Genomic DNA, 19,280 nt, shown 5'->3' with positions numbered 1-19,280 from the left:
CACGCCAGAAAGGCGACAGCGTAACGGCCCGGGCGCCTGCCCGCCAAGATGGGATCAGGAGCCCAGTGCGACCGCGGCCGGTTCCAGTTCGCCATCGGCGCCGGTCCAGGCCTGCCGCAGGCGCTCGAAGCCACCGCTGCCAAGCAGGAAGCCCGGCCACGCCGATTCAACGATCTGTGCCAGCAGCTCCGCATCAATGCGCCGGGTTCCCATCGACCAGCGCGGAAACGCCCGCTGCGCCACCGGCGCGCGGCACAGCACCTTCAGCTGGCCGTGGCTGCGCGCATTGACGATGCGCTGGTACACCGAATCGATACCGTCCTCCGGGCCTTCCAGGTACTGCAGGAAACGGCTGCCATCGAACATCAGCACACCGGTGACACCGGCTACACGGTTGAATGCCGTGGCATCGGCCAGCAGGCGGTCAAGATCGGTTGTCTGCAGATCGGCGCGGGCCTCACTGGCATAGGCAATCGCGTGCAGCGACATCGTGCGGCTCCCCCCCTGGGAACGATGGTTGGGACTATGACATGAATGGGAGCGACAGTTAAACACGCTGCCGCTCCACGGCAATCCGGCTGCGATTCTGCAGCTGGGCTACAATCGGCGCCGCGCTGCAGGCCCGGATGGCGAAACTGGTAGACGCATCGGACTTAAAATCCGCCGGGGGCAACCCCATGCCGGTTCGATTCCGGCTCCGGGCACCAACCGCGCTGCGCGAGTACACCTTAGATTGCACGCGAGTAACGCGGCTGTTCATGCGCCGCGCGCAGGTAGGGGTCGAAACACATCGCCAGCAGCCGCAGCAGCGGCCGACCCGGCTCGCTGGCGCGCACTACACCGTCGCGGTATTCGGCCAGGCCGTCTTCCTGCAACCGCTGCAGCGAACGCAGGTCCTCGGCGAAGTACTGCTCGAAATCGACGCCATGGCGCTGGCCCAGCACGGCACCGTCCACCTCGCCCTGGCACATCAGCTGCTGGATGAGTTCAGCGCGCAGCTGGTCGTCGGCGCTCAGTGCCACGCCGCGCCAGACCGGCAGCTGGCCCTGGTCCACCGCGTCCTCCCACGACGGCAGGTCACGCGGATTCTGGCTGTAGGTGGCACCGATATGACTGATCGCACTCACGCCCAGGCCGAGCAGGTCGGTATCGGCGTGGGTGGTATAGCCCATGAAGTTGCGATGCAGCTGGCCGGCACGCTGCGCGCGCGACAGGTCCTCTTCCGGCAGCGCGAAGTGATCCATGCCGATGTACTGGTAACCCGCAGCAGAAAGCTTCTCCACCGCCAGGCCCAGCAGCGCCAGCTTGTCTTCCGGTGAAGGCAACCGGCGCTCGTCGATCTGCTTCTGCGCGCGGAACAGGTGTGGCAGGTGTGCGTAGCCATACACCGCCAGGCGATCCGGTCGCAATGCCAGCACTCGTTCCAGGGTGCGGCCGAATCCCTGCAGGCTCTGTCCAGGCAGCCCATAGATCAGGTCGACGTTGACAGAGCGCATGCCGCTGTCGCGGCAGGCATGCAGGATGTCCAGCGTCTGCTGCACGCCCTGTATGCGGTTGATCGATTCCTGCACATGCGGATCGAAATCCTGCACGCCCAGGCTGGCCCGGTTGAAGCCCAGCCGCGCCAGCATGGCGACATCGCGGGTATCGATGAAGCGCGGATCGAGTTCGATCGAGAAATCGCGCTGCGGCGAATCGCTGAAATCGAAGCGCCGGCGCAGCCCCTCCACCAGCGTGGTCATCGCCTCGGCCTCGAGGAAGTTCGGCGTACCACCGCCCAGATGCAGCTGGATGACCTCACGGCCGTCCTCGAACTGCGGCGCCAGCAGGTCGGCCTCGGCCAGCACGCGCGCGACGTAGCTGTGGCCCCGACCGCGGTCGCGGGTGATCACCCGGTTGCAGCCGCAGTAGAAGCAGGGGCTGGAGCAGAACGGCACATGCACGTACAGCGACAGCGCGCGCGCCAGCTGGTTGCTGTCGGCGATCGCCTGACGCAGCGCCGGCGCGTCGAAGCCATCGTGGAAGTGCGGCGCGGTCGGATACGAGGTGTAGCGCGGCCCCGGCCGGTCATGCCGGCGCAGCAGGTCGGGGTCGAAGGTCCAGGCCAGGCCACCGGCGGCGGGAGAGAACGTGTCCATGACGCCAGCATCGCGCCGGACGGCCATGACCGCCTTGACCCAGATCAATCGCGGGTGGGGATTCCCAGCACCGGCAGGCCCACCTGCGGCCAGCGCAGCATCTGGTAGCGCTTCCAGAAGGTGTCACCGATGCGCGCGGCGACGTCGTTGGCCAGCTCCTGCATCAGCGGGTTGCCGCACTCGGCGGTGGTGATCCGGAACAGCACCAGCCAGCGATCGAACAAGTCCTTGTCCAGCTCGATGGCCATGTGCTTGGACATCGGCGAGCCCTTGAAGCGGCGCGTGCCGCGCAGCATCGCCGACCAGAAATCGACCAGCTGCGCCAGATGTTCCGGCCAGTCGTGGACATGCGCCTGGAACACCGGCCCCAACCGCTCTTCCTCGCGCACGCGCGCATAGAAGTCGTGGACCAGGCGGGTCACTTCCTGCTCGGTGCACAGCCCGGGCGAGGCGACGGGCAGGACAGGTGGCGGTATTGCGTTCATCGGGGGTACCCAAAGCGTGCCGGCAGTGTGCCGCAGCCGGCCGGCACCGCCGTTGATCCAGATCAATGTCGGCGCAGTCCGCTGCACCTAGGCTGCCACGATTGCAGGAAGCATGCCCTGCGGATGCTGCGCCGGCCTCGGCGGAGTATACGCGCCGCCCTCATTCCGATCCGGGACAGCATGAACAGACCCTCTCCCAGCCGCCGCCAGCAGCTGATCCAGCACTGGGGCGCCATCCTCTGGCCCAGCTTCATCGCTGCCGGCCTGGCCAGCGTGGTGTTCTTCGCCTTCGTCGACCCGCTGCGGTTGCAGGCGATCAGCTTCCCGGGCACGGCGATCAGCCGTGAACTGGGCTATACGGCAGGATTCTTCATGTTCTGGTCGGTGACCGCACTTTCCAGCGCAGTCACCTGGTACCTGCAGCGGCCCCTGCCGAGCGATGACGACGACGAGCTGCCGCTGGGATGAGTACGCCCTGTACCGGAACCGGAACCCCACGCCCCTGGCGTTGGCGCGGCGCGCTCAGCGCGCTCTTGCTGGTCCTGTTCTATGCCCTGCCATGGCTGCGCTGGAATGGACACCAGGCCCTGCTGCTGGACATCAACGCACGGCGCTTCGACCTGTTCGGCTGGACGTTGTGGCCCGGCGATGTCGGCGTGCTGATCGGGTTGCTGGCGGTGCTGGCGGTGGGCCTTGCGCTGCTCACCCACCTCGCCGGCCGCATCTGGTGCGGTCATGCCTGCCCGCAGACGCTGTGGCGTCGTGCCTTCGACTGGATCGCGCACGGCATGGCCAAGGTCTTGCCAGTGCCAGCCGCGCGCCCGACCACCCAGGTCGCCTGGGGGTTGCTGTCGCTGTGGACTGGCATCACCTTCGTCGGCCTGTTCAGCCCGATCGCCGGACTGCTGGCCGCCGCTCCGCATGCCGGCTGGAGCGGCTGGGAAACATTCTGGGTGCTGTTCTATGCCGCCGCCACCTGGGGCAATGCCGGCTTCCTGCGCGAGCAGGTGTGCCGTTCGCTGTGCCCGTTCGCGCGCATGCAACCACTGCTGATCGATCCACATACACCACGCATGCTGTACGACGCGCGCCGCGGCGAACCGCGCGGCATGCGCCCTCCGGGCATGGGGGGCGTGCTCGGACGCGGACGCGGCCTGCTCGACCCGACCACCGCACAGGACTACGTGTTCCGCGCCGCACATCCGCTGCTGGCCGGACCGATGCCCACCTTCAGCGCCGATCGCCTGGGCGACTGCACCGACTGCGCCGCGTGTGTCAGCGCCTGCCCGATGCAGCTGGACATCCGCCAGGGACCGCAGGCCGATTGCCTGGCCTGCGGCGCCTGCCTGGACGCCTGCTCGCGGCAGCAGCACCAGGCCGGTTTCGGCCCGGGGCTGGTGCGCTACTGCAGTCCGCAGGCCATGGCCGGGCAACCGCGGCAATGGTGGCGACCGCGGACCCTGGCACTGCTGTCAATGCTGCTGGCGCTGTTGGCCTGTGGCGCCTGGCGCCTGCTTTGAATCAACGGGTCAACGCGGCCCGTTGGCGTGCGGCGGCACCAGCTGCGCACGTCGGACGATGCCGAGCTGTTCGATGATCAGCGCCATTTCATTGGTGACTTCGGTACGCTCGGTCCCCTGCGGGACCAGGCGGTCCAGCACCTGCTGGTAGGTATCCCAGAACGCCGGACCGCATCCGTGTTTGTGATAACTGGCTTCCAGTTCGCGGCGTACCCGTTCAGCCAAGCCATGCATGCCGTATTCCATACGACCTCCGTTGGACTTGTTCTGCATCGTTGACGGTCTACCGACTCACTTGCGAGCTACTGAAAGACTCCCGGGCTTCACGCCCGGTTGATGCCAATTAGTCATAGATTTCACGACAGGTCAATTACATGCAGCGACTTTCGTGATCGAAATTATTAATCGTTCACGAAACCACATACGGGATGACAGGCTTCCCGGATGGGCCGGAGCCGACAACCTACCCGATTCATCCAGCCTCTGCCCTGGTAGGCCTCATCGATAGCCCGACCCTGTTCCATCAAAGTTTCCTATGTTGCTAAGCATACTTAGCAAATGGCACTTAGAGTGCTACATGCGACAAAAGGCGGCGCAGTTGAGGCTTATTCGCCCTGCGTGGCTTCAGTTGCCGGGAACAGGTTGGGATAGCGCTGATGCAGGATGTATTGGCGTAACGCAGGAATCGGGAAATCCTTGGGCCATTGCGACACTGCAGATCGGCTTATGCCAAAGAAGCGCGCCAGTTCGGCATCGGTGCGGAAACCCAGCCGGGTGCGCACCTGCCCCTTGCTCCAGAATTCGGTCACGGTCGGTCCTTCTGTTAACCAGACTTATTCTTGGAACAAGGGATCTTTGCGATCCACGCGTTAAGCTGGCTTGCATAGATGAATACTCTCGGCCAACGACTCGCCATTGCCATGAAGAAAGCCGGGCACCCTCGCCCGGCCGATCTGGCCCGCGCCGCCGATTCGACGACGGCAACCATCAGCAACTGGCTCAACGACCACGTCAGCCCCGCCCATGTGAAGGCCGAACAGCTGTTCCGCATCGCCGATGCGGCCAAGCTGGACGCGCGTGAACTGCTGTATGGCGTGAGCGGGCTTGGCGTCGGTGAGCGGGGCAATACCTATATCCCCAGCCAGGCCCACCTGGATGTCTGGCAGGACGCCTACGAACTGGTCAGCCATCTGGTGGAAGAGAAGGGCCTGGAGATCGACCACCGCCGCCACGCGGCCCTGGACCTGCTGGCCTTCGAACTGCTGATGGACGGCTTCAGCCGCAGCAAGGTCATCCGGGTGCTGACGACCTCGATGACGTGAATGCACTACCGCTGGTAGCATGGTCGCCGATGGGGATGGGGCTCCCCCGATAACCGCCTGAAAGGGCTGATGGCTCCTGCCAGGACGAACCGGCGTTCGTCGATGGCAGGCCGTGCCTGCCCTCGGCGTTCGCCATCGAATCAGCGAACCCGTACCCGAGGCACGTGATGCACGCATTGAACAACTACTTGCTGGTCTTCATCGGCGGCGGGCTCGGCGCCTGCCTTCGCCATGCCTGCAACCTGATCGGTACGCGGGTGGCAGTCGGCAGCCCGTGGCCATGGTCGACCTTCCTGATCAACATCAGCGGCGCGCTGCTGATGGGCGTGCTGGTCGAAGCCTTCGCCCTGCGCAATGGCGCCTCGCCGCAGCTGCGCCTGCTGCTGGCCACCGGCGTTCTCGGCGGCTACACCACGTTCTCCACCTATGCGCTGGAAATCGGCGTGCTGCTGCAGCGCGGCCAGCACGGCCTGGCAGCGTTGTACGCCGGCGGTTCGGTGGCACTGGGCCTGGTCGGCCTGTTCGGTGGCATGAAACTGGCCCGGCTGGTGCTGGGCTGAGACTCAGGCCGCGCCGGCGCGGGCCTGCCCGCGCCACTCGCGCGGCGACTGCCCGGTGTGCGCCTTGAATGCGCGCGACAGCGCGGCTTCGCTGCCGTACCCCACATCGTCGGCAATCCGCTTGAGCGGTCTGCCCTGGCGCAGTGCCTGCTGCGCCAGGCCCACCCGCCAGCCCTGCAGGTATTGACCGGGCGTGGTGCCCATCGCCTCACGGAAACTGGCAGCAAACACGCTGCGTGACATGCCGGCGACCTCGGCCAGGTCTTCCAGGGTCCAGGACTGTGCGGGCGCCTCATGCATCGCCACCAGCGCCAGCCGCAGCCGCGGATGCCCCAGCCCGGCAAACAGGCCACCACGCATCTCGCCCCCTTCCATCAGCTGCCGCAGCACCTGGATCATCACCACCTCGAACAGCCGGTTGACCATCGCCGCACGCCCGCAGCGCTGCTCGAAGGCTTCCTCGAACAGCAGTTCCAGCGCTGCGTTGCCGCCGTACAGATCGGCCAGCGGCAGGCAGATGAAATCGGGCAATGCGGCGCTGATCGGGTTGAGCCGTCCACCCTCGAAATGCAGGTTGGCGCAGGCCATGTCGGCGCCGTGCTGCGGATCGGTGCTGAACCGATGCGGCATCGGCCGCGGGTACAGCAGCAGGCTCGGCACCTCGACCTGCACGGTCTGCTGGCCGTGGCGGACCTGCAGCGGGCCACGTCGCACCAGGTGCAACTGCCCGGCTTCATCCTCGCCGTCCAGCGTGTTGATGCCGCACAGCGCGCCGGCATGGAACACCGAGGCGGTGACCGAAAAACGTTCCAGCAGAATGGCGAGACGGTCGACCATGACGGGACCCCGGATCAAGCGAGACGAACTCAATGCGACAGATCGTATCGGATTCGGCGGTTGAAGGGGCGGCACTGGCTGAGTGATCCGTCGAACGCTATACAGGCCGCACATCCCCGCGCATGGAGGCACTGATGTCGATCCGCATCGCCCTGGCCCTGTTGCCACTGCTGCTCGTGGCCCCGCACGCCCTGGCCGCTCCGTCGTCGAAGATCGACCACCTGGCGTGGCTGGCCGGTTGCTGGCAGCTTGATGGCCAGCCGGCCGGCGCCGGCGAGCAGTGGTCCACCCTGGCTGGAAACACCCTGTTGGGCAGCAGCCGCAGCCTGCGTGACGGCCGCACCGTGGGTTTCGAGTTCATGCAGCTGCGCCAGCATGACGACGGCCGCCTGGTGCTGACCGCCCTGCCCTCCGGCCAGAACGCCACGGACTTCAACGCCACCCGCGTCGATGCCAACGAGGCAGTATTCGAGAACCCGGCCAACGACTTCCCGCAGCGCATCCGCTATCGACGCCTCGATGAACAGCGCGCGCATGCGCGCATCGAGGTCGCGCAGGACAACCCGAAACAGGCCCTGGACTTCCCGATGCATCGCGTTGCCTGCGGTGGACCATCACCCACCCACTGAAATACAAGCGCCCCGGACTGGCCGGGGCGCCTGCATACGGTCAACACCACACGGACATTCACCCGGCCAGCGTGGTTTCCAGCGCCTTCAGGCCATCGCGGTAGATACCCTCGAACAGCGCGGACGCTTCTTCGTTGCTGACGCCCATCGGAGTGAACTCACCGGACCAGTCGATCCGCGAACCGCCGCCCTGCTCGACCACACGCAGCGTGGAGCGATAGCCGGTAACCGGGAACGGCGCCTGCAGGATCGAGTAGGTGTAGCTGCGATCGGCCTGGTCGAAGGCTTCCAGGCGCTCGACGATGGCATCGCCGTCGGGATTGGCCAGGTGGCGCACGCGACCGCCATCGCTGAGCGTGCTCTGGGGAATGTACGGAAGCCAGTCGGGCAGCGAATCGAAGCCGCCGATGAGGTTCCAGACCTGGTCGGCCGGGGTCGGTACGGTGATGGAGGCAGATGCAGTTGCCATGGGAAGGTCTCCTTGGGACTCAGATGTTGTCGATCGGCAGCGGGGCATTGGCCGCAACCAGGCCCTGGGCGCGCAGTTCCTGCCAGAACCCGGCCGGGATGATTTCCTTCAGTGCGGCGTCGTCTTCGGCGATGCGCTCGGGACGGCTGGCGCCCGGGATCACCGCAGCCACTGCCGGGTTGGCCAGCGAGAACTGCAGGGCGGCCGCCTTGATGCTGATGCCGTACCCGGCGGCGACGGCCTTGATGCGCTCGACCCTGGCAAGGATCTCAGGCGACGCCTTCTGGTACTCGAAGTGGCTGCCACCGGCCAGCACGCCGGAGCTGTACGGACCGCCGACCACGATGCCGGTGTTGCGTTCGGCCGCCTTCGGCATCACCCGCTGCAGCGCACGCTCGTGGTCGAGCAGCGAGTAGCGGCCGGCCAGCAGGAAGCCGTCCGGACGGGCTTCGTCCAGATCCAGGGTCAGCTCGATCGGCTCGACACGGTTGACGCCCAGGCCCCAGGCCTTGATCACGCCCTCCTCGCGCAGGCGGGTCAGCACCTTGAAGGCGCCGCGGCGTGCGGTCTCGAAGTACGACAGCCACTCATCGCCGTAGAAATCCTGGGCGATGTCGTGCACCCAGACGATATCGAGACGGTCGGTCTTCAGGCGCGTGAGGCTGTCATCGATCGAACGCAGGGTGGCATCGGCCGAGTAGTCATTGACCAGCTTGTTGGGGCGGCCGGTGACGAACAGGCCGCCCTTCTCGCCAAGATCGCGGGCGCTGGTGTCTTCCACTTCGTCCAGGATCAGGCGGCCGACCTTGGTGCTGAGCACGAAGTCGTCGCGGTTGCGCTTGGCCAGCGCGTCGCCGAGCCGGATCTCGGCCAGGCCGGCGCCGTAGAACGGGGCGGTATCGAAGTAGCGGGTGCCCTGTTCCCAGGCCGCGTCCACGGTGGCCTGGGCCTCGGCTTCCGGGATGTCACGGAACATGTTGCCCAGCGGCGCGGTACCGAAGCCGAGGGCCTTGCCAGCCAGCAGAGTGTTGATGCTCATGGGGTTCCACTTGGGGACGTTGTTGAGGTTGAGGCATAGGCTAGGCTTGCCCAATAAGACTGCCCAAGACATAATTTGTCCATCTTGAGTCCCGGACGGTCTTATGCTCGATCTCCGCCAACTGCGCTATTTCGTGGCCGTCGCCGAGGATGAACACGTCGGCCGCGCTGCCGAGCGCCTTCACATCTCCCAATCCCCGCTCAGCCGGCAGATCGCGCAGCTGGAGGAACGGCTGGAACTGCAGCTGTTCGAACGCTCGCAGCAGCGCATCCGGCTGACCGCCGATGGCCGCACCTTCCTGGCCGAGGCACGCGCCCTGTTGACCCACGCCAACCGGCTGGAATCGCTGGCACGCCGGCTCGGCCGCGGCGACGAGGGCGGCCTGTGCATCGGCTACCTGGAGTACGCGATGCACTCCGGCGTATTGCCCGCCGCCCTGCGCGAACTGCGTGGCGACCGTCCTGCCGTACACATCGCGCTGTACAACCAGCAGTCGGACACGCAGCTGGAAGGCCTGCGGCAACGCAGCCTGGACATCGCCCTGGTCTGCGACCCCCCCGCGTTCGACGATCCGGACCTGGAGGCCACGCAGGTGCTGAACGATCCAATGCTGCTGGCGCTGCCGGCCGGCCACCCATTGGCCAGCGCAGAGACCATCACGCCAGAGGATCTGGCCAGCCAGCAATGGATCGGCGTGATGCACAAGGAAATCGCGCTGCGCCATGACACCTTCATCGCCGCCTGCGCGAAGGCCGGCTTCACCCCGACCATCGCCATGGAGGCGACCGAGCCGCTGGCCGCACTCGGTCTGGTCGCTGCTGGGCTGGGCCTGACCACCCTGCAGCGCAGCCTGGACCACCAGGCACCGCAGGGCGTGGTACTGCGCGAGCTGCCGTGGTTCAGCTACCGCACACCGCTGTGGGCGGCCTGGCACCGCATCAACCTGCGCCCGCTGGTCGAGACCTTCCGCAGGACGCTGGTGCAGACCGCAACCGAGGGCAAGCCGGCCTTCGTCGACTGAACTGACCGCGCTATGCCGGGCCTGCCTCGGTATAGCGCATCACCACGAAGCGCTCTTCCGCGGCCGGTGCAACGAAGTGGCGGGTGATACGTTCGAACTCCTCGTCGCTGGCCTGGAACGGATGCTCACCGCGCGCATTGCGCGCACGCAGCCGCGCCTTGCAGACCTCGTCGGCAACATCCAGGAAATGCAGCTGGTGCGCGGCTCCCTCCGGTTCGAACAGCTCGCGCGCCCATGCCCGCGCGGCCGGCGTGTTGAAAGGGAAATCGAGCACCACCGAGACGCCCATGCGCAGCAATGCGCGCAGATGATCGGCCAGCACATTGCGCAACGTGGCTGCACGCTGCAGATAGTCGGCAATGGAATGGATTTCGCCCGGATACAGCGCCGCCAGCCACGTGTCTTCGCTGATCAATACGTGGCGCGGCTTCAACGCCAGCTGCTGCGACAGGGTGGATTTGCCGGCACCGATCTTGCCGCACACCAGGTGCAGGGTCGGCGCAGCGTCGTTCGATGAAAGGTCGTGCATCTGCATTCTCCTTGGTGGATTCATTACCCGGGAGAGCGCTGCATGCAACCCGCCTTCCCGGGCAGGTTGCTTGGCCGAGATGACCGCGCGCTACCCCGCCTTCCCGTGGGGAATGCGGATAATCGACGCGATGCTGTGCAGGGCCATGCCGCCAGCGTAGAGCGCAGCACCGCCGACCGGCAATGCCCTGCGGCACTGCAGCGCGCGCAAGGTTGTGCAGGGATCTATGCTCGGCGCCATTCCCGCATGGAATGACCCCGATGCGAACCTTGTTTCGATGTGCGCTTGCCCTCTGCCTGCTGCCTTGGATGGCATCGCTGGCTGCACCACCGCCGGCACCGCGCACGCTCAGCGGCGAGCTGCAGGGCGCACCGTGGCGGCTGGATGTACCGGCCAGCTGGAACGGCGACCTGGTGATGCTGGCCCATGGCTATGAACCGGTCGGCATGCCACGCACCGCACCCATGGCGGCCAATGACAGCACCGCGCCACTGCTGGCAGCAGGTTACGCCGTCGCGCAGAGCGCCTATGCCAGCCAGGGCTGGGCGGTGGCCGATGCGATCACCGATACAGAACGCCTGCGCCAGCAGGCAGTGGGTGAACTCAAGCATGTCCGCCACACCTGGATGCTGGGATTCTCGATGGGCGGCGCCGTGACCATCGGCAGCCTCGAGCGCTTCCCGCAGCACTACGCAGGTGGCGTGTCGCTGTGCGGCGCCAATCTCGGCGGCGAACAGATCGCGACCGATCTGCTGACCACGCTGGTCGCATTCGATTACTTCTTCCCCAAGGCCGATGGGCTGCCGGCCGCCGGCCTGGTAGCGCGCGAAGCCGCCGCGCAGCCACAGGGCGAGTTGTACCAGGGCATCGCCAATGCCCTGCAACGTGATCCGTCGCACGCCGCAGTGCTGGCGCGGCGGCTGCAGGTGTCCCCTGATGCACTGGCCGGCACCATCAGCCTGCACGCGCTGGTGCTGCACGAACTGGCCACGCGCAGCGGCGGCATGCCGGTCGGCAACCTGGGGGTGGTGTACAGCGGATTCGGTGACGACGCCGCATTCAATGCCGGTGTTCAGCGCATCGATCCCGTGCCTGCGGCACAGGCGCATGTCCGCAACTCGCTGGCAATCACCGGCGCACTGAAGCGACCGCTGGTGATCCAGTTCAACCACAACGACCCGACCATCGTGCCGCACATGCAGACGGCGTATCCGCAATTGGCCGCACGGGCTGGCGCACGCCCGCTGCCACGCGTGTTGCCGCCAGTGGGCGAAGGACATTGTGGTTTTTCTGGGGCACAGGTGGTCGACGCCTTGAAAGCAGTGCAACGCTGAGTCCACCGCGTGCCGCAACGCATCACCACCGTGCCGGAAGGGGCTGCTCGGGTGGCGTGTGTCGTTCAGCCGCCAAGGCCTCGGCCTGACCGGCATGGTGCTGCACGATGGACGCCGCCCGATCGGCATGCAGGGCCAGGCGCTGACCGTGCGAGCGCAACCATGACGGGCCCAGTCAGCCGCCCAGCGTGCCCATTGTGAAGGTGTAGCCCGAGCTCATCAGGAATTCGCGCATGCGCATTTCCGCGCGCCGCGGTGAGGCCAGGCTGGCCGGCGCATACAGCGCATACACCAGGCCCGATCCCTCGATATGCTCGCGGCGGACCTCGCAGCGGGCGGTTTCCGAGGCAATCACCCATCCGTCCTTCAGCCGCTCCGGCCCGATGGATTGTCCGTTCTTCAAGCGAAAGGTCAGCCAACGCACATCTGCCATGACTTTGCTCATTTCCGTTTCGCTCCGTGGCTGAAGCGACGCGTGATGTCCTTGCTCGCCATTGCGGCTCCCTGAGACGTGGAACCTGACCATAGCGCCTTTCCATGTCGTGGCCGGCTGAGACTGGCGGCCGCGGCATGCGAGCTGCCGCACGGTTTCTCTCGCGGCGTCGGAAATGGCGACGGCAGGGAGCGTCCTGCAGGCGCAGTTCACAGGCAGGCAAACCGACTCACCCAGCGCGGTCGCTGCCCTGGTTCAAGGCGTGCAGCGCATCGGCCAGCGCCTGGATTTCGGCACGCAGGGCCAGCCGCTGCAACCACCGCCCGGGGATTCCGCACGCACCATGGAATGCGCCCGCCAGCTGCCCCGCGATGGCGGCCGTGGTGTCGGCGTCCTCGCCAAGATTGGCCGCCTCGAGTACGACGGCTTCAAAGGTGTCGTGGCGATCAAAGCACCAGAGTGCAGCTTCGACACTGTCGACAACATAGCCATTGCCACGGATCTGCTCACGCGCGGCACCGCGGTAGCCGCCCGCCGCGATCTGCTGCAGCCGCGCGCTCTCGACGGGGACATTGCTGAGATCCAGCACCGCGTCACGGGTGCCACCTGCCAACGCCCGCTCCAGCGCGACCGCCAGCAAGCGGCACGCCTCCAGGCACTCCTGCGCAGCGTGCGTCGTTCGCGAACTCAGCTCGGCCATTGCCTGCAGGTCGGGGGTCCCGGCGTAGCGCAATGCCACCGGCGCCAAACGCATGATCGAGCCATTGCCAGCGCTGCGTGGGTCGTCACTACCCGCCAGCGGATGGCCATCCTGCAGGAACCGGTCGATCGCAGCCCGCGTTGCCATACCGATATCGAAGCACTCGCCGGTCGCACTCCAGTACCCATGCCGGTACCAGTTGGCGTAGCGGTTCATCTGATCGTGCACATCGAAGGTGTCACAACGCACCAGGCTCTCGGCCAGGCACATCGCCATGGAGGTATCGTCGGTCCATTGCCCCGGCTGCAGCTGGAACGGCCCACCACCCACCATGTCGGTGATCGGGGTGAAGCTGCCACGAGGCTTGAACTCCAGCGTGGTACCGACGGCATCGCCGCACGCGAGGCCGAGCAAGGCGCCGCGGAAGTGATCAATCTGGTTCATCAGACCAGTGTAGCGCCACCGGATCCGCCATGACTGGCCGCCAGGCCGCGCAACGATCGCGCAAGCGGGAAAGCAATCGTAGCCAACAAAAAAGCCCTGACCGGAGTCAGGGCTTTTCAATTGGAGGCCTCAAGCGGAATCGAACCGCTGTAAACGGATTTGCAATCCGGTGCATAGCCACTCTGCCATGAGGCCAACGTACTGCGCGCCAGGAACGGAACCCTGACAAGACAAAACCCCATGATGGGGCCTGTCGGAACATGGAGCGGGAAACGAGACTCGAACTCGCGACCTCAACCTTGGCAAGGTTGCGCTCTACCAACTGAGCTATTCCCGCGTAAGCCGACATGCTACCGGAAATCCGGAAAACACACCAGCGATTTCACCTTTCTGACTGCGCGCAAAGCCTTGCGGCTCAACGTGCCCCGCCTTGCCGTGGCGGGAGAAAAACAAGGCCCCTGCCGGGGCCCTGTAGAATCTGGAGCGGGAAACGAGACTCGAACTCGCGACCTCAACCTTGGCAAGGTTGCGCTCTACCAACTGAGCTATTCCCGCAGATTCCGTTCGACCTGCGTCGAAGGAGCGCTATTGTGTCCAAATTCCTTCACGCCGTCAACAGTCTTCACATCATGCGGTCACGGGCGTCCGCACTGGGGTACGCTGCCCCGCCCAGCCCCATGCGCCCATGTTCCTTCGCGGCAAACCCTTGTTGATCGCCCTGCTGCTGCATCTGCTGGTGGCGCTGCTGTACTGGGCACTGATTCCGCTGGGAATGAACTGGTATCGCGACCATTTTGGCTTCACCGCCCATCGCGACATCGGCCTGGGCATCGCCCAGTTCCATCTGTTCTGGATGTTCATTGGCGCCCAACTGCTGATCGCAGTGTTGCGGCCATTGTTCGCCAAGCTGCTGGTGCTGGCGGCGCCGCTGGCGTTCGCCAGCTGGACGCTGATGCACGACCATCCGCTGCGCCTGGTGTACTTCACCGTTGGACCTGGCCTGCTGGCACTGGCCGCAATCGCCGCAAGCCTGCGCTATTCGTCGCGGGCAACCTCCCGCTACACCACGGACACCACCGATGCCTAGACGTTACATCCGCCTGTTCTGGCTGCTGGTCGCGCTGACCTGGCTGGCGCTGATCGCCGCACTGGTCAATGCCGGCTTCACTCCGGACTACTGGCTGCTGCACCACCTGGAAGGCGCCGAACTGCCCTACCCGACCAGCACCGTCATCGTCTTCGCGTTGCTGGGCACCGTCGAACTGGTGGTAGCCGCCTTGATCGTGCGGCCGTGGAGACTGAAACGCCTGTGGCTGCGCCTGCTGATCGCCTTCGCCCTTCTGCTGCTGTGGTCCGTGCCGTGGATGCTGTCGGCGATGCATCAGCCGCCGGTACAAGGCATGCATCTGCTGTGGCTGCTGCTGTTGGACGTGGGCCTGCTGCTGGCGCTGTGCATGGTGTCGGCGGTGAGCGCGTGGCGGGCGTTCAGGCGTCGAGGGCGCGCGGATGCGCCCCCGTTGCAGCACTAGGCCTACTTCCGGAACTCCACCCGCACATGCTGGCCGAAGCGCGCCTTGGCCTCGCCATCGAACTCCAGCACGCACTCCACCACCTTGGCCACGCCACGCCCCGCGTCTTCAGGCAGGCGAGCCTGCGCGAACACCGGGCTGATGCGTACCACGCGTGCGGGCGGCAGCGTGCTGGCGTTCTCGGCACCATCGCTGTCTGGCACCACGGTGGCCCTCATGCCCACCTGCACGGCATCGGCGTAGGCCGCGCTGAGTTCGGCACGTACCTGCAGCGGGCGCGCCGGCAGCAGTGATATCGCCGGCTTGCCGGCCTGCACGAAGGCGCCGAGGCCCGGCACCTGGCCGACCACGGTGCCGGCTTCCGGCGCGCTCAGCGACATCTGCTGCAGTTTCAGCCTGGCGTGTTCCAGCTTGTGCTGGGCCATGTCGACCTGCGCACCGGCCACGTCGACATCGGCGCGTACGCCAGCCAGCTGCTGCTTGGCCGCATCGGCCTGCTGGTTGGACGACACGCCTTCGCTCGCACCCGTGGACAGGCGGGTGGCATTGCGCTCCAGTTCGCGCAGCTGCGCCTGGCTGCCCTTCAGGCGGTCATTGGCCAGTGCGAGATCAGCGGTGGCCATCGCCACTTCCTGCTGCAGCAGCGCACCGTCCAGCGACAGCAGAAGCTGCCCCTTCTTCACCGTGGCGCCCTCCTTCACCAACGCGGCGGTGATCGAACCATCCACCGGCGGCGCCAGCGCGATCAGGCCACCCTCGACATCGATGATGCCGCGCGCCACCGCAACCTTGCCGGCGGTGGCAGTGCTGGCTTTACCTGCAGGTGCCTGGGCGGGCGCGTCCCTGGAACAGGCGCCGAGCAGCAGTGCCGCGGACAGGGCCAGGCTGAGGGGAAGCAGGTGCGACGTCTTGGTCATGGGGCGGACTCTACGGTTTCGTTCTGGCGGCGGTCATCACGGACCATGCCGTCTTCCATGGCGATCACCCGATCGGCATGCCGGATCAGGCGCGGATCGTGGCTCACGCACAGCACGGTGGCGCCATGCGCACGTGCGTAGCGGTGCAGGATGTCGATCACGCGCTGGCCGTTCTCGGCGTCCAGCGCGCTGGTGGGTTCGTCGGCGAAGATCAGCGTCGGCGACTTGGCGAAGGCACGGGCGACGGCCACACGCTGCTTCTCACCGCCGGACAACTGCGCCGGACGCATGTGGCTGCGGTGGCTGAGGCCCACTTCTTCCAGCGCCTTGCGGGCCAGCGGTTCGCTTTCGCGATTGCGCATGCCACGGTAGCCCAGCGGCAACTGCACCTGCTCCAGCGCAGTCAACGCCGGGAACAGGTTGAAGCCCTGGAACACGAAGCCGACATGGTGCAGGCGGAAGCGCTCCACCTCGCCGCGGGTCATGTGGCCCACGTCCTGGCCCAGCGCGTGCACGCGACCGCCATCCGGCGCGGACAGGCCGGACAGCAGCGACAGCAGCGTGCTCTTGCCGCACCCCGAAGGGCCCGAGACCAGGGTCAACTCGCCCGGATAGATGTCCAGCGACAGGCCGCGCAGCACCGGCACCTGCATATCGCCGGACATGAAGCCTTTTTCCAGTGCGTCGGCCTGCAACGTGGGGGCGACGGCATGTTTGGAGGTCATCGGCCGGTCCTCAACGCAGCAGCAACGATGGATCGGAGCGGACCACACTGCGTACCGCCATGATGCTCGACAGCATGGCCATCACCGCGACCAGCGCCACGCAGCCGATGATGACCATCGGCGTCAGCTGCACCGGCACGCGCTGGGACTGTGCGATCAACAGCACGACGGTACTGAACGCCGCCGCCAGCAACATGCCCACGCCACCGATCAGCAATGCCTGCTCGAATACCACCCGTGCCAGCGCGTAGCGACCTGCGCCGAGCGCGTTGAGCGTGGCGTACTCGCGCACCGAACCAGCCACCACCGAGGCGAACGACTGGTTGGTGATCACCGCGCCGACGAAGCAGACGATGACCGCCATGAACAGCACCGCGATGCCGGCGCCGGTGTCGAACAGCCAGTATTGCTGCGAGCGGCTGGCGAACGCCGGCGCGGTCCAGAACTCGACTGGCGTGGTCTGGCCCATCGACGCGGCGAGGCGGTCGCGCACGCGGTCGGCCAGGTCCGGCGAGCGCAGGCCCGCCACGAAATAGGTACTACCCTCGTGCGGATCGGTACCGGCGATGGCACGCGCGGTATCCAGCGAGGCCAGCACGTTGACGCCACCGAGGCCACGCAGGCCCGGTTGCGCGGCGACCACACGCACCGCCTTGCCATTGATCCATGCACGGTTGCTCTGCAGGTCCACGCCGAGCGTATCCAGGTCGGCGCTGTCGACGATCACCGCCCCCGGCTCGCGCAGCTGCGCGCGCAGGTCGGCAGGCAGGATGCGTGCGAACATCATTGCGTCATCGCCGGTGGAGATGCCGGACAGGTACACCGACACGTTGCCGGTACCCTGCGCGCCCGAGCGCCATTCACCATCGACCCACTCGTAGGGTTCGACGCGGGTGACATCCGGGTCCATGCGCAGGTGGCTTTCGACGTCGGCGCTGATCGCATGGCCGTAGTTGACGCTCTGGGTGCCGGGGAAGCCGGCCCAGATGTCGGCCGAGGACGCTTTCACGTAGATCGCAGCGGTACCGAAGATGCCCAGCACCAGTGCCGCCTGCACGATCAACAGCACACCGGCGAAGCACATCGCCAGCACCACCGGCAGGAACCGGCGCCATTCATAGGCCAGGGTCTTGCGGGCCAGCGCGATCATTGCGATTCGCCCTCACCCTCGACAGGCAACGGAGCACCACCGAGGGCGCGGTAGAGCGACGCAAAGGCCAGCACGCGCGCACCCTGTGCACCGATCAGGTCGGCCTGCGCGGCGAGTGCCGCACGCTGCCCGTCAAGCCCGTCGAATTCGCTGGACAGCCCCAGCTGCACCTGCCGCGCCTGCCGCTTGACCTGTTGCCCGGCGGCATCATCGGCCGCGCGCAGCGACTGGATGCTGCTGTCCTGGCGCGCCAGGCTGCCGAGCGCGCCTTCCACTTCGCTCACGCCTTCCAGCACCGCCTTGCGGTAACCCAGCAAGGCGGCATCCAGCTGCTTTTCATCGGCATGGAAGCGTGCGCGGCGCTGGCCCCAGTCCCACAGCGGAATATCGATGTACGGGCCGATGGACGGGCTCGAATCGGAATTGGAGCGGGCGTTCTGGGTGAGGTTGTAGGCGTACAGGATGGAGCCACCGAGGCTGACACGCGGATACATCGCGGCGCGTGCCGAACCCTTGCTGGCAGCAGCCTGCATCACCTCCGATTCGGCCAGCAGGATCTGCGGCCGATGGCGCAGCAGATCGGCCGGGACCTGCTGCAGCGAGAACGCACCCAGCGTCGGCGGCGTGCGATAGGCACGCCAAGCCGGGTCCGGGCCATCGCGTCCCAGCAGCAAAGCCAACGCACGGGCAGCGTTGTCCGCGTTTTCCCGTGCCTGCGCCGTGGCCGCGCGGGTGGCGGCCTGGCGTGCACGCAGGCGATCAAGTTCGCCGGGCTCATCAAGGCGCAGGCGCTGGCGTACCAGGGCCAACTGTTCGCCGCGATCGTCCACCGCCTGCTGGCGGGCCAACAGGTCCTGCTGGGCCTGCGCCACGGTCAGATCCAGATAGCTGCGCACCACGTCGGCGATCACCGCGACCTGCGCGGCACCACGCAGCGCCTCGGCGTTGCCGGCCGACGCCTGCGCGCTCAACTGCGCGCTCTCGGCGGCGCCGAACAGGCCCAGGTCCCAGATCGCTTCGATACCCGCGTGGAAGTAGGTGTCGACCGCAGCGGCATCCTGCACCTGCTTGGCGCTGGCCGTGATTTCCGGCAGGAAGCGCGAATCGGACGTGCCGGCGACAATCCGCACGGCCTGCAGGCGCAGCGTGGCCTGCTGCAGGTCGAGGTTGCCGGCGATGGCCTGATCGACCAGTCCATCCAGCGCTGGATCGGACAACACTTTCCACCACTGTTTGGCGTCCACCGCCACGCCTTGGCCCTGCGGCACCTGGGTCCAGGTGCTGGGCGTGCGGTCAGGCAGATCCGGAACCGGCACCGACATGCAGCCCGCCAATGCGAGACTTGCGAGCAGCGCGCCGGGTCGCAGCACTGCCTGCAGGGAGAGTCCGCGCCCCGTCCTGGGCACTGCCACTGAAGTGATACGCCTGACCACCAGCCCGCCAACGTGTAGAAGGAGCATGAAGGCTACCGTGCGATTGTGGAGCGAACATGGAGAAAT

Annotated in this window: 24 protein-coding genes, 4 tRNA genes and 1 riboswitch; of the genes, 10 read left to right on the top strand and 18 right to left on the bottom strand. The window is 66.4% G+C overall.

Features of this window, described 5'->3' with window-relative positions; translation table 11 throughout:
* Positions 1-54 precede the first annotated feature (54 nt).
* Positions 55-489 (bottom strand): BLUF domain-containing protein, encoded by a 435-nt coding sequence (locus VG566_RS08600; RefSeq protein WP_014646679.1) that lies wholly within the window; start codon positions 487-489, stop codon positions 55-57.
* A 131-nt stretch (positions 490-620) separates the two neighbouring features.
* On the opposite strand from VG566_RS08600, the gene VG566_RS08595 reads away from it, so the two are divergent.
* Positions 621-707: transfer RNA gene (locus VG566_RS08595), tRNA-Leu, on the top strand.
* Between the two features lie 21 nt (positions 708-728).
* On the opposite strand, the gene hemN is transcribed toward VG566_RS08595, so the two are convergent.
* Both hemN and VG566_RS08585 read right to left on the bottom strand, forming a co-directional pair.
* Positions 729-2,138, bottom strand: a complete 1,410-nt coding sequence (hemN, locus tag VG566_RS08590) for an oxygen-independent coproporphyrinogen III oxidase (protein ID WP_241884364.1) — start codon at positions 2,136-2,138, stop codon at positions 729-731.
* Between the two features lie 44 nt (positions 2,139-2,182).
* Positions 2,183-2,623 carry a group III truncated hemoglobin gene (locus VG566_RS08585; RefSeq protein ID WP_053494909.1) on the bottom strand — a complete coding sequence of 147 codons (441 nt, stop codon included), beginning with the start codon at positions 2,621-2,623 and terminating at the stop codon, positions 2,183-2,185.
* Between the two features lie 180 nt (positions 2,624-2,803).
* Between VG566_RS08585 and VG566_RS08580 the strand changes: the two genes are divergently transcribed.
* Entirely contained in the window at positions 2,804-3,091 is a 288-nt protein-coding gene (locus VG566_RS08580; protein ID WP_032959293.1) for a hypothetical protein, read from the top strand.
* The gene (locus VG566_RS08575; RefSeq protein WP_241884363.1) at positions 3,088-4,143 is read left to right on the top strand and encodes a 4Fe-4S dicluster domain-containing protein; all 1,056 of its coding nucleotides are present in this window, start codon (positions 3,088-3,090) and stop codon (positions 4,141-4,143) included. Before VG566_RS08580 ends, VG566_RS08575 begins: the two co-directional genes overlap by 4 nt.
* A 9-nt stretch (positions 4,144-4,152) precedes the next feature.
* Here VG566_RS08575 and VG566_RS08570 read toward each other — a convergent pair whose 3' ends face one another.
* The gene (locus VG566_RS08570) at positions 4,153-4,389 is read right to left on the bottom strand and encodes a hypothetical protein (protein ID WP_005416001.1); all 237 of its coding nucleotides are present in this window, start codon (positions 4,387-4,389) and stop codon (positions 4,153-4,155) included.
* Positions 4,390-4,748: 359 nt separating this feature from the next.
* Complete coding sequence (locus tag VG566_RS08565) at positions 4,749-4,952, bottom strand: hypothetical protein (RefSeq protein WP_014646673.1); 204 nt, start codon at positions 4,950-4,952, stop codon at positions 4,749-4,751.
* A 111-nt stretch (positions 4,953-5,063) separates the two neighbouring features.
* On the opposite strand from VG566_RS08565, the gene VG566_RS08560 reads away from it, so the two are divergent.
* Both VG566_RS08560 and crcB read left to right on the top strand, forming a co-directional pair.
* Complete coding sequence (locus VG566_RS08560) at positions 5,064-5,465, top strand: helix-turn-helix domain-containing protein (RefSeq protein WP_005415999.1); 402 nt, start codon at positions 5,064-5,066, stop codon at positions 5,463-5,465.
* 22 nt (positions 5,466-5,487) lie between these two features.
* Positions 5,488-5,551, top strand: a riboswitch (Fluoride riboswitch).
* 81 nt (positions 5,552-5,632) lie between these two features.
* Entirely contained in the window at positions 5,633-6,025 is a 393-nt protein-coding gene (gene crcB / locus VG566_RS08555; RefSeq protein WP_014646672.1) for a fluoride efflux transporter CrcB, read from the top strand.
* 3 nt (positions 6,026-6,028) lie between these two features.
* On the opposite strand, the gene VG566_RS08550 is transcribed toward crcB, so the two are convergent.
* Positions 6,029-6,862: an AraC family transcriptional regulator gene (locus VG566_RS08550; RefSeq protein WP_241884362.1), complete on the bottom strand. Its 834-nt coding sequence runs from the start codon at positions 6,860-6,862 to the stop codon at positions 6,029-6,031.
* A gap of 134 nt (positions 6,863-6,996) precedes the next feature.
* Here VG566_RS08550 and VG566_RS08545 point away from each other — a divergent pair, with 134 nt between their 5' ends.
* A complete protein-coding gene (locus VG566_RS08545; protein ID WP_032959297.1) occupies positions 6,997-7,491 on the top strand; it encodes a DUF6265 family protein in 495 nt (164 codons plus the stop codon).
* 58 nt (positions 7,492-7,549) lie between these two features.
* Here the strand turns inward: VG566_RS08545 and VG566_RS08540 are convergent, their stop codons facing one another.
* Together VG566_RS08540 and VG566_RS08535 are read right to left on the bottom strand one after the other, a co-directional pair.
* Complete coding sequence (locus VG566_RS08540) at positions 7,550-7,960, bottom strand: SRPBCC family protein (protein ID WP_241884361.1); 411 nt, start codon at positions 7,958-7,960, stop codon at positions 7,550-7,552.
* A 19-nt stretch (positions 7,961-7,979) separates the two neighbouring features.
* Positions 7,980-8,999, bottom strand: coding sequence for an aldo/keto reductase (locus tag VG566_RS08535; RefSeq protein ID WP_241884360.1), 1,020 nt, complete (start codon positions 8,997-8,999; stop codon positions 7,980-7,982).
* Positions 9,000-9,102: 103 nt separating this feature from the next.
* Between VG566_RS08535 and VG566_RS08530 the strand changes: the two genes are divergently transcribed.
* Positions 9,103-10,020 (top strand): LysR family transcriptional regulator, encoded by a 918-nt coding sequence (locus tag VG566_RS08530; RefSeq protein ID WP_241884359.1) that lies wholly within the window; start codon positions 9,103-9,105, stop codon positions 10,018-10,020.
* Positions 10,021-10,030: 10 nt separating this feature from the next.
* On the opposite strand, the gene VG566_RS08525 is transcribed toward VG566_RS08530, so the two are convergent.
* Positions 10,031-10,549, bottom strand: coding sequence for an ATP-binding protein (locus VG566_RS08525; RefSeq protein ID WP_197556754.1), 519 nt, complete (start codon positions 10,547-10,549; stop codon positions 10,031-10,033).
* 260 nt (positions 10,550-10,809) lie between these two features.
* Between VG566_RS08525 and VG566_RS08520 the strand changes: the two genes are divergently transcribed.
* The gene (locus VG566_RS08520; protein WP_241884358.1) at positions 10,810-11,883 is read left to right on the top strand and encodes a hypothetical protein; all 1,074 of its coding nucleotides are present in this window, start codon (positions 10,810-10,812) and stop codon (positions 11,881-11,883) included.
* Between the two features lie 175 nt (positions 11,884-12,058).
* On the opposite strand, the gene VG566_RS08515 is transcribed toward VG566_RS08520, so the two are convergent.
* From VG566_RS08515 to VG566_RS08495, 5 genes are all read right to left on the bottom strand, one after another.
* Positions 12,059-12,328, bottom strand: coding sequence for a hypothetical protein (locus VG566_RS08515; protein ID WP_032959304.1), 270 nt, complete (start codon positions 12,326-12,328; stop codon positions 12,059-12,061).
* Between the two features lie 217 nt (positions 12,329-12,545).
* Complete coding sequence (locus VG566_RS08510; RefSeq protein WP_241884456.1) at positions 12,546-13,460, bottom strand: ADP-ribosylglycohydrolase family protein; 915 nt, start codon at positions 13,458-13,460, stop codon at positions 12,546-12,548.
* 121 nt (positions 13,461-13,581) lie between these two features.
* Positions 13,582-13,655 (bottom strand) — tRNA-Cys (locus VG566_RS08505).
* A 66-nt stretch (positions 13,656-13,721) separates the two neighbouring features.
* A tRNA-Gly gene (locus VG566_RS08500) sits at positions 13,722-13,797 on the bottom strand.
* Between the two features lie 142 nt (positions 13,798-13,939).
* Positions 13,940-14,015, bottom strand: a tRNA-Gly gene (locus tag VG566_RS08495).
* 130 nt (positions 14,016-14,145) lie between these two features.
* On the opposite strand from VG566_RS08495, the gene VG566_RS08490 reads away from it, so the two are divergent.
* Both VG566_RS08490 and VG566_RS08485 read left to right on the top strand, forming a co-directional pair.
* Positions 14,146-14,547 carry a hypothetical protein gene (locus tag VG566_RS08490; RefSeq protein ID WP_046429875.1) on the top strand — a complete coding sequence of 134 codons (402 nt, stop codon included), beginning with the start codon at positions 14,146-14,148 and terminating at the stop codon, positions 14,545-14,547.
* Positions 14,540-14,989, top strand: coding sequence for a hypothetical protein (locus VG566_RS08485; protein WP_014646638.1), 450 nt, complete (start codon positions 14,540-14,542; stop codon positions 14,987-14,989). The genes VG566_RS08490 and VG566_RS08485 overlap by 8 nt, the downstream gene beginning before the upstream one ends.
* Positions 14,990-14,991: 2 nt before the next feature.
* On the opposite strand, the gene VG566_RS08480 is transcribed toward VG566_RS08485, so the two are convergent.
* The 4 genes from VG566_RS08480 to VG566_RS08465 are packed head-to-tail and all read right to left on the bottom strand — an operon-like array spanning position 14,992 to position 19,241.
* Complete coding sequence (locus tag VG566_RS08480) at positions 14,992-15,906, bottom strand: HlyD family efflux transporter periplasmic adaptor subunit (protein ID WP_241884357.1); 915 nt, start codon at positions 15,904-15,906, stop codon at positions 14,992-14,994.
* Complete coding sequence (locus VG566_RS08475; RefSeq protein WP_049404602.1) at positions 15,903-16,631, bottom strand: ABC transporter ATP-binding protein; 729 nt, start codon at positions 16,629-16,631, stop codon at positions 15,903-15,905. Before VG566_RS08475 ends, VG566_RS08480 begins: the two co-directional genes overlap by 4 nt.
* 10 nt (positions 16,632-16,641) lie before the next feature.
* Positions 16,642-17,781: an ABC transporter permease gene (locus VG566_RS08470; protein WP_241884356.1), complete on the bottom strand. Its 1,140-nt coding sequence runs from the start codon at positions 17,779-17,781 to the stop codon at positions 16,642-16,644.
* Positions 17,778-19,241: an efflux transporter outer membrane subunit gene (locus VG566_RS08465; RefSeq protein WP_032959318.1), complete on the bottom strand. Its 1,464-nt coding sequence runs from the start codon at positions 19,239-19,241 to the stop codon at positions 17,778-17,780. The genes VG566_RS08470 and VG566_RS08465 overlap by 4 nt, the downstream gene beginning before the upstream one ends.
* Between the last annotated feature and the right edge of the window lie 39 nt (positions 19,242-19,280).

The sequence above is a fragment of the Stenotrophomonas sp. CASM114 genome, from assembly GCF_049384325.1.
GTDB lineage: Bacteria > Pseudomonadota > Gammaproteobacteria > Xanthomonadales > Xanthomonadaceae > Stenotrophomonas > Stenotrophomonas muris.
Note: the sequence above shows the minus strand (reverse complement) of the source record. Positions and strands in the feature narration are given on the sequence as shown.

Bases quoted from the DNA above. Each gene is read 5' to 3' on its own strand.
- VG566_RS08480 (WP_241884357.1), bottom strand. From the start codon at position 15,906: ATGACCAAGACGTCGCACCTGCTTCCCCTCAGCCTGGCCCTGTCCGCG.
- VG566_RS08535 (WP_241884360.1), bottom strand. From the start codon at position 8,999: ATGAGCATCAACACTCTGCTGGCTGGCAAGGCCCTCGGCTTCGGTACC.
- VG566_RS08525 (WP_197556754.1), bottom strand. From the start codon at position 10,549: ATGCACGACCTTTCATCGAACGACGCTGCGCCGACCCTGCACCTGGTG.
- VG566_RS08510 (WP_241884456.1), bottom strand. From the start codon at position 13,460: ATGAACCAGATTGATCACTTCCGCGGCGCCTTGCTCGGCCTCGCGTGC.
- VG566_RS08570 (WP_005416001.1), bottom strand. From the start codon at position 4,389: ATGGAATACGGCATGCATGGCTTGGCTGAACGGGTACGCCGCGAACTG.
- VG566_RS08580 (WP_032959293.1), top strand. From the start codon at position 2,804: ATGAACAGACCCTCTCCCAGCCGCCGCCAGCAGCTGATCCAGCACTGG.
- VG566_RS08575 (WP_241884363.1), top strand. From the start codon at position 3,088: ATGAGTACGCCCTGTACCGGAACCGGAACCCCACGCCCCTGGCGTTGG.
- VG566_RS08540 (WP_241884361.1), bottom strand. From the start codon at position 7,960: ATGGCAACTGCATCTGCCTCCATCACCGTACCGACCCCGGCCGACCAG.
- VG566_RS08585 (WP_053494909.1), bottom strand. From the start codon at position 2,623: ATGAACGCAATACCGCCACCTGTCCTGCCCGTCGCCTCGCCCGGGCTG.
- VG566_RS08515 (WP_032959304.1), bottom strand. From the start codon at position 12,328: ATGAGCAAAGTCATGGCAGATGTGCGTTGGCTGACCTTTCGCTTGAAG.
- VG566_RS08490 (WP_046429875.1), top strand. From the start codon at position 14,146: ATGTTCCTTCGCGGCAAACCCTTGTTGATCGCCCTGCTGCTGCATCTG.
- VG566_RS08470 (WP_241884356.1), bottom strand. From the start codon at position 17,781: ATGATCGCGCTGGCCCGCAAGACCCTGGCCTATGAATGGCGCCGGTTC.
- crcB (WP_014646672.1), top strand. From the start codon at position 5,633: ATGCACGCATTGAACAACTACTTGCTGGTCTTCATCGGCGGCGGGCTC.
- VG566_RS08550 (WP_241884362.1), bottom strand. From the start codon at position 6,862: ATGGTCGACCGTCTCGCCATTCTGCTGGAACGTTTTTCGGTCACCGCC.
- VG566_RS08545 (WP_032959297.1), top strand. From the start codon at position 6,997: ATGTCGATCCGCATCGCCCTGGCCCTGTTGCCACTGCTGCTCGTGGCC.
- hemN (WP_241884364.1), bottom strand. From the start codon at position 2,138: ATGGACACGTTCTCTCCCGCCGCCGGTGGCCTGGCCTGGACCTTCGAC.
- VG566_RS08600 (WP_014646679.1), bottom strand. From the start codon at position 489: ATGTCGCTGCACGCGATTGCCTATGCCAGTGAGGCCCGCGCCGATCTG.
- VG566_RS08465 (WP_032959318.1), bottom strand. From the start codon at position 19,241: ATGCTCCTTCTACACGTTGGCGGGCTGGTGGTCAGGCGTATCACTTCA.
- VG566_RS08485 (WP_014646638.1), top strand. From the start codon at position 14,540: ATGCCTAGACGTTACATCCGCCTGTTCTGGCTGCTGGTCGCGCTGACC.
- VG566_RS08520 (WP_241884358.1), top strand. From the start codon at position 10,810: ATGCGAACCTTGTTTCGATGTGCGCTTGCCCTCTGCCTGCTGCCTTGG.
- VG566_RS08560 (WP_005415999.1), top strand. From the start codon at position 5,064: ATGAAGAAAGCCGGGCACCCTCGCCCGGCCGATCTGGCCCGCGCCGCC.
- VG566_RS08530 (WP_241884359.1), top strand. From the start codon at position 9,103: ATGCTCGATCTCCGCCAACTGCGCTATTTCGTGGCCGTCGCCGAGGAT.
- VG566_RS08475 (WP_049404602.1), bottom strand. From the start codon at position 16,631: ATGACCTCCAAACATGCCGTCGCCCCCACGTTGCAGGCCGACGCACTG.